The sequence below is a fragment of the Sphingobium sp. PNB genome (genome assembly GCF_019873065.1).
Classification (GTDB): Bacteria; Pseudomonadota; Alphaproteobacteria; order Sphingomonadales; family Sphingomonadaceae; genus Sphingobium; species Sphingobium fuliginis.
The window spans coordinates 19,862-31,223 of record NZ_JAINEZ010000066.1; the positions used below are offsets into that span (position 1 = coordinate 19,862).

The window sequence follows — 11,362 nt, forward strand, 5'->3', positions numbered from 1 at the left end:
TCTACTTATACCTTGCTCCTTGGACTCGAGCCTATGCTGCCCGGACGTTGACCAGAAGAGGACGGCATATGGGCGAACATGACCATCGCATGCGCAAGCGCGGCAAGATCGTTCTGATCGGCTTCCTGCTCGTCGCTAGCTTCTTCCTCCTCACCGAGCATACCGCGCACTTCCTGGGTGTGCTGCCCTATCTCATCCTGCTCGCCTGCCCGCTCATGCACCTGTTCATGCACCGCGGCCATGGTGGGCATCAGCATGGCCATGAGCCCGGTCAGGCACCCGCCGGCTTACCGGCCAATCCCAACGGCCGCATCGAAGGAGAGTCGCGATGACGCACGCCGACTATGGCTATGGTCTGTGGGGGCTCGCGCTGGTTAACGCCGCCGTTTTCATCCTCTTTGCGTTCAGCTTCTTCAAGCCGGCAACTAAACGAGACTGGCGCAGTTTGGGGGCGTTCAGCGCTTTCATCATAGCGCTCTTCGCGGAAATGTATGGCTTCCCGCTCACGATCTTCGTGCTTTCGGGGTGGCTCCAGTCGTATTTCCCCGCTGTCGACTGGTGGAGCCACGATGCTGGACATCTCCTGGAGATGATGTTCGGCTGGCGAGTTAATCCCCATTACGGTCCATTCCACATCGCCAGCTTTGTGCTGATCGGCGTGGGTTACTGGCTGATCTCGGTTGCATGGACGGCCCTTCACTTGAGTCAGCGCAAACACCAATTGGCCCTTACTGGGATTTATGCCCGGATCCGGCACCCGCAATATGTCGGCTTCATTCTCGTCATGCTCGGCTTTTTGCTACAATGGCCGACCCTTTTGACCCTTGCTATGTTTCCGGTGCTCGTCGTGATGTATATTCGGCTGGCTCGGCATGAGGAAAAGGAGGCGCTAGCCAACTTCGGCGAGGTTTACCGCGATTATATGGCTCGCGTGCCCGGCTTCATTCCGAATCTGACAATCCATTCGCGTCGAAGAAGGCCATGGCGATCCTTGACGGGAATGGCTGATGTAATTGCCGGCAAGGTCAATGCTGACGTTCTGACTGGCCTTATTATTCGGACATCGTTACCCGACCTCACAGCACACTACTGCAGCAATCCCGGTTCGACTGCGCAATCATCTTGGGAGGGCAAGTTCGCCTTGCACGGGCAGATTCGGTGTGGAGCTGATGCCCGGCACTAGACGCAGAGCATCGCCGATCAAGGTATAGACGGCGTGGCGCTGGCCGCCACGGTTCCGATGGTCGACGCGATAGCCCTGATAATGTCGGCGGAGCAGGCCTGCATTCACCAGTTCGGAAACGGCGCGACTGAGATTACTCTTGCCGGCTGTGCGAATGCGTGCCCGCATTTCCTCCGCGATCACGCCGCGCCTTTTCTCCGGATCGCCGGGGAGCAGTCCGTTTCTAGCGAGGTCGCTCTCGACCCGCTCGGCCAGCGTAATGCTGCGCGGACCACGCTGGGCCATCGGGGTCAATGCGTCGCATAGCCAATCGCGCAGGGAAACGAGCCCATCGTTCCGCCTGACCCAGGGACCGGCGCTGCCATCTGGCCCCGCGACCTGGGCGATCAGGTTGAGCAGCATGAAGGCATAACGAGGCCGGCTCGATACGGTCGCCAGCGTCTCGAGCACGGCCGCGACATCACAGCCAATGGAGGGTTCAAGAGGCGTGCCTGCATGAAACATAACATGATGGAATCAAGCACAAAGCAGGATCAATGTGAATCCCAAATCGGCGGCCGCAGACGGGTTGTCAGCTATGACACTTTGCCGGTGGGTAAAGTGTCATAGGCGATCCATTCTGATTGTACATTGTTGCGAATCGTTCTCAATTCGTCCTGATAATCGCGGCGCTCGCCGCTAGAGGCTGGACGAGGAGTCGTCTCGCGGACGAGCTTCGACCGTCTATGGCGAACAGGATAAAAGACTGCGGCCGCCTCGATGATCTCACGCGCTTTGCGACCGAATGTGCGCGTGCTGAAAATCTCGGCGAACTGCATGGAACGATCGACGCGGCCGCGCGGGAATTCGGCTTCCGCTGGTTCACGCTGCTTCATAACGTCGATCTTCGGCGCGGAGGCGAGCAGGCTCTATTCCTCACGACCTATCCCTCGGCCTGGCTCGAGGAAGTGCTCGAAGAGCGCCATTATCTCGAAGATCCCATCCATGCGGCCTGCGCACGCACCCCGTCAGGGCTCGCCTGGGACCGGATTGGCGATGTGCTGGAGCTCACGCCGCGGCAGCGAAGCATCCTCGAACGCGCCAGGGACCATGACCTTGCGTCCGGCTACAGCTTGCCGATCCGGACCCCGGGCGAGCCCGAGGCGATCTTTACCGCCGCCCGATCGCGCGACGAGCCGCTCAGCGCAGAGGAGATACTGACCGCGCGTCTGCTCGGCTCGGTCGCTTATGATCGTGCCCGCGAGCTGCTAGGCGAGGCCGCGAAGACATTGACCTGCGTCCCGCTCAGCCCACGACAGGTCGAATGCATCGCACTCGTCGCGCAAGGCAAAAGCGACTGGGAGATCGGCCAAATCCTCGGTCTCAGCCGCGACACCGTGCACGAATATGTTGAATCGGCCCGCAGGCGTTATGGCGTGCGACGACGCACGCAGCTGGTGCTGCGCGCGGTTCGCGATGGTCATCTCAACATGGAAGCGCTGCTCTGATCTCGCCGGCCATATGATGATCGGGCTTGGGCAAGTTCAGGATTTCTGCGCTGTCGCTGGCGCGATCAAGGACGCTACGGCCTTGTCTGACCTGATGGCCGAAATCACGAAGGCCATGGGCTTTCGGCACTATGCCCTGGTCCATCATGTCGACCTGAAGCCTGCGGTTCGCTCGGTCCACATCGTCGACTATCCGCAAGACTGGGTGGAGCGCTTCCAGGCGAGACGCCTCTATGCGAGCGACCCGATCCACCGCGCCAGCCATCGCACCAATGTGGGCTTTGCCTGGTCGGCGGTTCAGTCGATCATCTCTCTGACGGCCGCCGATCGCTCGATCCTGGCAGAAGCCTACGAGGCCGGGCTGGGCGACGGCTTCACCGTTCCGGCCCATATTCCTGGCGAGCTCAATGGATCCTGTTCCTTCGCGATGGCGGCGGGCGAGATGCTCGACCATCGGCAGCTGCCGTTCGTGCAGCTCGTCGGCAGCTTCGCGTTCGAAGCGGCACGCAAGATTTCCCGGATCCACGCGCCGCAATCCGAATGCCCGAGCCTGACCGAAAGGCAGGCCGAATGCGTGGCGCTGGTCGCGCGGGGCAAGACCGATTGGGAGATCAGCCAGATCCTCGGCATCGGCCAGGAAACGGTGATCCAGCATGTGAAGGATGCGCGCGACCGCTATGGCGTCACCAAGCGCACCCTCCTCGCCATTCGCGCCTTGTTCGAAGGGCAAATCAGCTTTGCCGATGTGTTCGGCCGATGATCTCCCCAGAACTGGGGATAACGCAAAAAAGCCGCCTCTGATCGACTGACAGGCCTCACCAAAAGGAGGCTGTCATGCACATCGGGACCGGCTTTTCGCAAGCCATGGAACACCGCCTGTTTCGCTCCATGTTCGAGGAGCGCAAGCGGGTCTTCGTCGATCTTCTTCGCTGGGACGTTCCGGTCATCGCCGGTCGCTACGAGATCGATCAGTTCGACAATGATCGCGCCGTCTACATCGTTGTTACCGGGGACGACGGGGAACACCGGGCATCCGCACGGCTTCTGCCGACCACGCACGAGCATATTCTCGGCACGATCTTCCCGGATCTTTGCGAGGAAGCGCCGCCGCGCGGCCGTGCTATCCTGGAAATCACCCGCTTTTGCCTTGCGCGAAAATTGCGCGCCCGGGAGCGTCTCGAGCTGCGCAATCAGCTGGTCACCGCGCTCGTCGAATATGCCCTCGCCAACCAGATCCACAGCTTCACCGGGGTCGCCGAGTGGCCGTGGTTCCAGCAGATCCTGGGTTTCGGCTGGACTTGCCGACCATTGGGTCTTCCCACGTCCGAGCAAGGGCGAAGTCTCGTCGCCTTGCAAATCGATGTGGACGACCGAACGCGCGAGCAGCTGCGCGCGAGCGGCATTTTCCGCCCTGTCGGCCTTGCCGATCTTCCCGCCGCAGCATGAGGAGGGCGATCATGGCCACGATCGCACCGCGCGGCGTCTCCGCCGCGACCAAAGCCGACGAAAAGCTGCGGCAGCACGGCTTCTGCATCCTGCCGGACGTCGAGCCCGGATCGCGCATCGAGGAGATCAATCGATCCCTCCATCCGCGTTTTGCCGCCACGCCTTTCTGCCAGGGCGGATTCTACGGCCCACGGACAAAACGCTTCGGTGGCCTGTTGAAGCGCGCGCCGGTGGTGGAAAGCCTTGTCCAAAACCCCGCCGTCATGCGCCTCGTCCACGCTATCCTCGAGCCCTGGTGCGACACCGTGCAGCTCAACCTCACGCAAGCGCTCGAGCTGCATCCGGGGGCGCCCGCGCAATTTCCGCACAGAGACCAGGACATGTGGCGCGGTCCGACCGGTGAGCTCGAATATCTCGTCAACGTGATGTGGCCGATTTCGCCGTTCAAGGCTGAAAATGGGGCAACGCTGATCTGGCCGGGGAGCCACAATGGCGGGCAGGGTGACGACAACACGGAGCCGGTCGCCATCGAAGCCGATCCGGGATCGGCGATCATATTTCTGGGATCGACCCTCCATGGCGCCGGCTCGAATCAATCAAACGCGGTGCGCCGAGGCATCATCGTCAGCTACTGCCTCGGCTGGCTGAAGCCCTATGAGAACCAGTGGCTGACCTATCCGCCCGAGGTGGCCAGCGCATTCGATCCCGAGCTTGCCGCGCTGGTCGGCTACCAGCAGCACCGCCCCAATCTCGGCAATTATGACGGGCAGTGCCCGTCCATCCTGCTCGGCGGCGAACCGCCGGACCATCTCGCCGCAATCGATGCTCTCCGACCCGACCAGGAAGGCGCTCTGTCCGAATTCCTGCGACAGCAAACCGATCAACTCCCCCCGGCTGGGGGGATTGCCGAAATCGAGCGCGGTCGGAACAAAAGAGAGGTGAAATCCAACGGATAGCTGACGGCATTTCCCGACGCGGGAGCTGTCTCTCGCGGGGGAAGACCCGATGCAACGTGCGATATTCGGCATGGCGATGCTCGCCCTCGCCACAGCCCTTCCAAGCGCACCGGCAGCGGCGAATGACCTGGGCTGCCAGGTTCTCCTCTGTCTTTCCAATCCCGGTGGCGCGACCCAATACGCGCAATGCGTGGCGCCGATGACCAAGCTCTGGCAACGCTTGGCCACCGGCGGCGCCTTTCCCGGCTGTAGCGGCGGCGGCGTCGCCCGCACGAAGGTCTATGATCGCGATTCCACAGCTCGCCGGCGGGTGGTCATCACGTTCAACGACGGCCGCAGCCAGACCTACTCGCTGGCCGGCATCGAGCGCCTGGACGGCGGCGGCCGATGATCCTCGATGTCGCCACCCTTCTTTCGCTTGCAGGAGCTTGCGCACCGAGCGTGGCGCCCGAGACTCTGATCTCGATCGTCCACACCGAGAGCCGGTTCAATAGTCTCGCCATCGGGGTCAATAGTCCCGGCGTGCGCGCGCCAAAGCCCGCGACCAAGGCGCAGGCAATCGCAGCGGCGCGCAGCCTGATTGGTCGAGGCTACAACATCGATCTCGGCCTGGGGCAGATCAACAGCGCCAATCTCGGCTGGCTGGGGCTTCCGGTGGAAAATGCGTTCGAACCCTGCTCCAATTTGGCCGCCGCCGCCCGCGTCATCGCGACCAACTACCAGGCGGTCGCGCGCCTTGCCCCGAGCCGGGATCATGCGATCGCGACCGCCCTGTCGATGTACAATACCGGCGACCGGCGGCGCGGCTTTCGCAATGGTTATGTCGCCCGCGTCTATGCCAGCGCGTCAACCGTCATCCCCCTGATCCGCGGCAGGCTCCCAGCGCCTGTCATGTCGGCGCGTGTCCAGCTTGCCGACGCGACGATCGCCAATCCGCAACCCTCCGCGCCCGCGGCGACGCAGGCGGCCGGCTGGAACACAGCCGCCGATGCCCGGCAGGCCGCGCTCATGGTGTTCGGCGACGGGGCCGCATCTCAGAAAGGACAGCATCCATGACAGCAATCACCGCCCACTTGGGCGGACGGCCCCAATGGCAGCGACTTCTGCTGCGCATCGTCGGCGTGATGGCATTGGCGCTGCTTGTCTCGATGCTGCTGAGCGATCCTGCGCACGCGCAGGGGGCTGACGGCATCACGTCCATGGCGGAGAACATCAAGACCTGGCTCACCGGGACTTTCGCCAAGACCATCGCGGTGATCGCGGTCGTGATCGTTGGGTTCATGTTTTTCACCGGGCGCGCCAGCCTCGGCCTTCTGGTGACGGTCATCGTTGGCATCTTCATCGTCTTCAGCGCGCAGTGGATCGTCGACACTATCACGGGTGGCGCGTGAAGGAGAGCGCTGCCCTGGACGAGCGGCTGCGCGAGGAGACGCTGTTCCTGGCGGTTACGCGGCCGACGATGTGGCTCGGCGTGCCGCTCGAAGCCTCGTTGCCGATCGCGCTTGCCGCCTGTCTCACTTTGATCGTCAGCGGCAACCCGCTCTATGCCGGCGCCATCGGAGGCGCCTGTCTCGCCGTCGCACGGCTCATCGTGCGGCATGATGCCAACGCCTTCCGGCTGCTGTGGCTCTGGACCATGACCAAGGCGCGAAGCCGGAACCGCGTCTGGTGGGGCGGCAGTTCCTATTCGCCGCTCCCGGTCGCCGGGCTGAAACGCAAGGGCTTTGCGCGTGGCTAGCGCGGCTGCCCAGCTCCCGCCGCGCAAGACGCCGTGGCGCATATTGCGGCAAGAGGCCGAGCCTGGGCGCTATCTGCCCTATGCGCGCCACGTGACGTCGGAGGTGATCGCGCTCGATAGCGGCGACCTCATGATGATGTTCCGCCTCGAGGGGCTCGCCTTCGAGACCGCGGATCCGATCCACCTCAACGACTGGCATGAGAAGCTCAACGGCACCTGGCGCAACATTGCCGACGACCGGCTCGCGCTCTGGACGCACATCGTTCGCCGCCCGGTCGATGATTATCCCGAAGGCCAATTCCGCTCGGATTTCGCGGCCGATCTGGACGAAAAATATCGCGCGCGGGTGACTGCCAAGCGCATGTTCGTCAACGAGCATTATCTGACGCTGATCATGCGGCCGGCGGTCGGCTCGGCCGATCGGACCGGCTTGCTCCTCAAGCGCATCGCTAAGGCCAGGGCGGCCGATGAGGAAGTCGACCCCGACGAGTTGGCCCGCTTCGAGGAGAAGGCGCGCGATATCGAAAAGCTCCTCCGGCGGTGCAGCCCCGCGCGGCTCGCTCTTTATGAGCAGAATGGCCTCCTATTCTCCAGGCCGCTCGAAGTGCTCGAGCAAGTCATGATGGGCGCAAAGGCCAAGGTCCCGCTGGTCCGAGGCCATCTTGGATCAGCCCTCTACGGCGAGCGGGTGATCTTCGGACGCGAGACGGTCGAGATCCGCGCCCATGATGCGAGCCGCTGGCTGGGCATTTTCGGCATCCGGGAATATCCCGCGCTCACCCGTCCCGGTCAGATGAACGCTCTGCTCGGCCAGGATTTCGCATTCGTTGTGTCGCAGTCCTTCACCTTCATGGGGAAGGCGCGCGCGGCCGAAAGGCTGCGCCGGAGACAGAACCAGATGGCCTCGACCGAGGACGCGGCAGCAAGCCAGGCGCTCGATCTCGAGGACGCCGCAGACGATCTTCAGAGCAATCGGTTCGTGCTGGGCGAACATCACTTCTCGCTTGGGGTGTTTGCCGAGAGCCCGAGGCGGCTCGCCGATAATTTGTCGGCCGCGCGGGCGGCGCTCGCGGACGCTGGCCTGGTATCAGCGAGGGAAGGGCCGGCGCTCGAGGCGGCCTTCTGGGCCCAGCTTCCCGGTAACTTCGCGTGGCGGGCGCGGCCGGCGGCAATCACATCGCGGAATTTCGCCGCATTGGCACCTTTTCATACCTACCCCGCAGGCCGGCCGAGCGGAAATCATTGGGGTCCGGCGATCGCGCTGATGAAGACGGCCGCGCAATCGCCCTACTATTTCAACTTCCATGTCGGGGATCTCGGTCACACGCTCATCATCGGTCCCTCGGGCGCGGGCAAAACGGTCGTTCAGAACTTCCTGATGGCGCAGCTCGAGAAAACGGGCGCGCAGCAGATTTTCATCGACAAGGATCGCGGCGCCGAGATCTACGTGCGGTCTGCTGGCGGGATCTATCTGACGCTGAAGAACGGGGAGCCAACCGGCTTCGCGCCGCTGCGGGCGCTCGAATATGGACCGCGCAACCTCGTCTTTCTCGGTCGTCTGATCCGGCAGCTGGTGACACCGCCCGGCGGCACGCTGGGCGTCACCCAGGAGCGCATGATCGACGAAGGCTTGGCGTCGCTCGGGCGGCTCTCGCCGGAGAACCGATCCATTCTGGCCCTGCGCCAGCTGCTCGGCCAGCGCGATCCGGAAGGCATCGGCGCTCGGCTTGAGAAATGGTCGCGAGGCGGATCGCTGGGTTGGGTGTTCGACAACGAGATCGATGCTTTGTCGCTCGATGCGCCGTTCCTCGGCTTCGACATGACTGACTTCCTCGACAATCCGGAAGTTCGCACGCCGATCATGATGTACATGTTCCATCGCATCGACGGCCTTCTGGATGGCCGCCGACTGGTGATCGACATCGATGAGTTCTGGAAGGCGCTGGGTGATGACGCTTTCCGCGCCTTTGCCCAGGATGGCCTGAAGACCTACCGCAAGCAGAACGCCTTCCTGGTTTTCGGCACGCAGAGCCCGGCCGATGCGCTGCGCTCGGATATCTCGCACAGTATCATGGAGCAGGTCGCGACCAAGATCCTGCTGCCCAACCCCTATGGGCGTGAAACGGATTATATCGACGGGCTGGGCCTGACCCAGGCGGAATTCAAGCTCGTCCGTCACGACCTGAACCCGGAATCTCGCCGCTTCCTCATCAAGCAGGGTCATGACTCGATCGTGGTGGAACTGGACCTGGGCGGCCTCTCCGACGAGCTCGCGGTGCTCTCGGGCACCACGGAAACCGTGACGCTCCTCGATGCCATTCGCGCTGATGTCGGCGACGACTCGGCGAAATGGCTGCCTCTTTTTCACCAGCAGCGTCGGTCTGCATCGATCAGGAAAGGATGAGCTATGGGTAAGGGCATATACGCAGCACTTGGCACCATCGCCCTAGGAATGGCGGGGCCTGCAGTCGCGCAAGGTATCCCCGTCTACGACAGCTCCGGTTATCTGCAGGCGCTGGCCACGGTGAAGAACACCCTGTCGATGATCGATCAGGGGAAGGAGCAGATCGCAGAAGCGAAGCAGCTCTATGGCAGCTTCAACCAGGTCACCGACGTCAACGGCATCGCATCATCTCTTTCCACCGATGCCATGCGCCACCTTCTGCCGCGGGAAGCCCGTGACATCAGTCGGCTGATGTCGTCGGACAATGCCAGCCTGGGTTCGCTCGGGAGCTCCGCGACCCGTATCCGGGACGCCAACCGTATCGCTTTGCCGGAATTGCGGCCGGGTGCGTCGGCGTATGAGCGCGCTTCCCGCGACAACCTCTTGCGGAACGGCGACCTCGCAGCGCGCGACGCCGCGATCGCGGAGGCGGCCTATGGCGTGTCGGCTCAGCGCACCGCCGGGCTCGAAGAACTGAGAACCTCGCTGGATACGGCTTCGGACGCCAAGCAGGTCATGGATATCCAGGCGAGGGTAGGGGTCGAAAATGCCCATATCCAGAACGATGCTCTGCAATTGCAGGCGCTGCGGATGAGGCAGGATGCGGAGGATCGTCTTCGGTCGCAACGCCAGGGCGAGAAGTCCCTCGCGAAGCTCGAACAATCTCTTGGTGATACCCAATGACAAGGCAGTCTGTAGCCTTCGCTCTTCTAGCGGCCCTACCACTTTGCGCCTGCCACGAAACCAAAGGGAAGGACGAACTCGCCAACTCACCCCAAGAGAGGTCGAGCATTTTGGAGGCTTGTACCAATGGTACGCATGGCGACCCGCAGGAATGCAGCAACGCCAAGAGCGTGGAGAACGCTAAAAAACTTGAACAGTCTCTGGGCCGCTGAAGGTCACGGAGCCACCATATGTCCTCGACGATATTTTCGACGATCTACGACAATGTTGACGGCAAGCTCGACCTTTTTCTCAATGAGCGGCTGTCAAACGTTGTCGACGTAATTCGCGGACCGTTAGCTGCGGGCCTCGTGATCTACATTGTATTGTTCGGCTTCATGGTGATGCGAGGCATCATCAGCGAACCTTGGGGCGAGTTATTCGCGCGCATGGTCAAACTTTGTCTCTTATACATGGCCGCCACCACAGTCGCCTATTCCGAATGGATTACCGAACCCCTTTTTCACGGGATGCCTGACGCGATAGCTCAAGCCCTAGCCGGGAAGACGATCGGCACCGCTGGCGCAGTTTTCGACCAATACTTCAGTCAAGTTGATGACGTGATCCGGCTGATCAGGGCGGAAGCGGAGACCTATCTCGATATCAACCCGTGGAAGCTTGTGCTTCTGACGTTGGCGATAGTGATCTACGCGGTGGCTGGCCTTTCGGCAGCGATTGGCTTCGCGATCACGATCTTCGCAAAGGTCGCCCTTGCAATCATTATCGCTTTGGGACCGATTTTTATCGCGTTGGCGTTGTTTGAGCCAACGCGACGCTTCTTCCATGGATGGCTGGGCCAGGCGTTCAACTACATCGTCCTTATGGCCGTAATTATTGCGATCACAACACTAGTATCTGATCTTGGTGCATCGGCATTGGCTGAAGCGGAAACCAACTCAGATGTTACGATCGCTGCCGTAATCTTCGCGGTTTATCTCTTTCTAGGGACTATTTTCTTCTTCCAGGCTCCGGCCATCGCGACGGGAATAGCCGGGGGTGCCGCTGCCGGCGTGGGTGCCTTCGCCGGAACGGCTTGGGGGACGATGGCATCTCCCTTCCGACAGCGTCGCGTCATGCGCAACAGTCGCAACTTGGAGCGCGCCGCTCGTCGCGGCGGCACCATCGAAGCGGCGTAGTGAGGCATCATCATGACTTTCCTTTTTCCGCGAATTTCCGCCTCGAGCTTCCGCCGCAGCGTCGCTTGCCTGGTCGGTGGCTTAGCTGTGCTCGGCGTCGCGGGCTGTGCTTCCGGGCCCAAGAAGCTCGCGGTTTGCAATGGCCGTCACCTGCGAGACGTGAACATCTACGGAAGCGTCCTGCCTGGCTCGCCAGTGCCTGCCACCACGGCACCAAGAGCTGCGCCGCCCATACCACCCCTGTCCCACC

General features: G+C 62.2%; 14 protein-coding genes and 1 pseudogene. 14 read left to right on the plus strand and 1 reads right to left on the minus strand.

Features of this window, described 5'->3' with window-relative positions; translation table 11 throughout:
* Positions 1 to 68: 68 nt before the first annotated feature.
* Together K7W03_RS19330 and K7W03_RS19335 are read left to right on the plus strand one after the other, a co-directional pair.
* Positions 69 to 332 carry a DUF2933 domain-containing protein gene (locus tag K7W03_RS19330; RefSeq protein ID WP_007683380.1) on the plus strand — a complete coding sequence of 88 codons (264 nt, stop codon included), beginning with the start codon at positions 69 to 71 and terminating at the stop codon, positions 330 to 332.
* Positions 329 to 1,000, plus strand: a pseudogene (locus K7W03_RS19335) (methyltransferase family protein); the annotation flags it as partial. The gene K7W03_RS19330 and the pseudogene K7W03_RS19335, both read left to right, overlap by 4 nt.
* Before the next feature lie 117 nt (positions 1,001 to 1,117).
* On the opposite strand, the gene K7W03_RS19340 reads toward K7W03_RS19335, so the two are convergent.
* Positions 1,118 to 1,687 (minus strand): hypothetical protein, encoded by a 570-nt coding sequence (locus K7W03_RS19340; RefSeq protein WP_222887094.1) that lies wholly within the window; start codon positions 1,685 to 1,687, stop codon positions 1,118 to 1,120.
* A 221-nt stretch (positions 1,688 to 1,908) separates the two neighbouring features.
* Between K7W03_RS19340 and K7W03_RS19345 the strand changes: the two genes are divergently transcribed.
* From K7W03_RS19345 to K7W03_RS19400, 12 genes are all read left to right on the plus strand, one after another.
* Positions 1,909 to 2,670: a helix-turn-helix transcriptional regulator gene (locus K7W03_RS19345; protein WP_222887095.1), complete on the plus strand. Its 762-nt coding sequence runs from the start codon at positions 1,909 to 1,911 to the stop codon at positions 2,668 to 2,670.
* A gap of 82 nt (positions 2,671 to 2,752) precedes the next feature.
* The gene (locus tag K7W03_RS19350) at positions 2,753 to 3,430 is read left to right on the plus strand and encodes a LuxR family transcriptional regulator (protein WP_229742691.1); all 678 of its coding nucleotides are present in this window, start codon (positions 2,753 to 2,755) and stop codon (positions 3,428 to 3,430) included.
* A gap of 74 nt (positions 3,431 to 3,504) precedes the next feature.
* Positions 3,505 to 4,116 carry an acyl-homoserine-lactone synthase gene (locus K7W03_RS19355; RefSeq protein ID WP_222887096.1) on the plus strand — a complete coding sequence of 204 codons (612 nt, stop codon included), beginning with the start codon at positions 3,505 to 3,507 and terminating at the stop codon, positions 4,114 to 4,116.
* Positions 4,117 to 4,127: 11 nt separating this feature from the next.
* Positions 4,128 to 5,072 (plus strand): phytanoyl-CoA dioxygenase family protein, encoded by a 945-nt coding sequence (locus K7W03_RS19360; RefSeq protein ID WP_222887097.1) that lies wholly within the window; start codon positions 4,128 to 4,130, stop codon positions 5,070 to 5,072.
* Between the two features lie 49 nt (positions 5,073 to 5,121).
* Positions 5,122 to 5,463, plus strand: a complete 342-nt coding sequence (locus tag K7W03_RS19365; protein ID WP_222887098.1) for a hypothetical protein — start codon at positions 5,122 to 5,124, stop codon at positions 5,461 to 5,463.
* On the plus strand, positions 5,460 to 6,128 hold the full coding sequence (locus K7W03_RS19370) for a lytic transglycosylase domain-containing protein (protein ID WP_222887099.1): 669 nt from the start codon (positions 5,460 to 5,462) through the stop codon (positions 6,126 to 6,128). The genes K7W03_RS19365 and K7W03_RS19370 overlap by 4 nt, the downstream gene beginning before the upstream one ends.
* Positions 6,125 to 6,463: a TrbC/VirB2 family protein gene (locus tag K7W03_RS19375; RefSeq protein WP_222887100.1), complete on the plus strand. Its 339-nt coding sequence runs from the start codon at positions 6,125 to 6,127 to the stop codon at positions 6,461 to 6,463. The genes K7W03_RS19370 and K7W03_RS19375 overlap by 4 nt, the downstream gene beginning before the upstream one ends.
* Complete coding sequence (locus K7W03_RS19380; RefSeq protein WP_009823962.1) at positions 6,460 to 6,810, plus strand: type IV secretion system protein VirB3; 351 nt, start codon at positions 6,460 to 6,462, stop codon at positions 6,808 to 6,810. The genes K7W03_RS19375 and K7W03_RS19380 overlap by 4 nt, the downstream gene beginning before the upstream one ends.
* Positions 6,803 to 9,214 carry a VirB4 family type IV secretion/conjugal transfer ATPase gene (locus K7W03_RS19385; RefSeq protein ID WP_410487131.1) on the plus strand — a complete coding sequence of 804 codons (2,412 nt, stop codon included), beginning with the start codon at positions 6,803 to 6,805 and terminating at the stop codon, positions 9,212 to 9,214. Before K7W03_RS19380 ends, K7W03_RS19385 begins: the two co-directional genes overlap by 8 nt.
* A gap of 3 nt (positions 9,215 to 9,217) precedes the next feature.
* Positions 9,218 to 9,937, plus strand: coding sequence for a type IV secretion system protein (locus K7W03_RS19390; protein WP_086491654.1), 720 nt, complete (start codon positions 9,218 to 9,220; stop codon positions 9,935 to 9,937).
* Positions 9,934 to 10,149 (plus strand): EexN family lipoprotein, encoded by a 216-nt coding sequence (locus K7W03_RS19395; protein ID WP_086491653.1) that lies wholly within the window; start codon positions 9,934 to 9,936, stop codon positions 10,147 to 10,149. The genes K7W03_RS19390 and K7W03_RS19395 overlap by 4 nt, the downstream gene beginning before the upstream one ends.
* An 18-nt stretch (positions 10,150 to 10,167) precedes the next feature.
* Positions 10,168 to 11,112, plus strand: a complete 945-nt coding sequence (locus K7W03_RS19400; protein WP_086491652.1) for a type IV secretion system protein — start codon at positions 10,168 to 10,170, stop codon at positions 11,110 to 11,112.
* Positions 11,113 to 11,362: the final 250 nt, after the last annotated feature.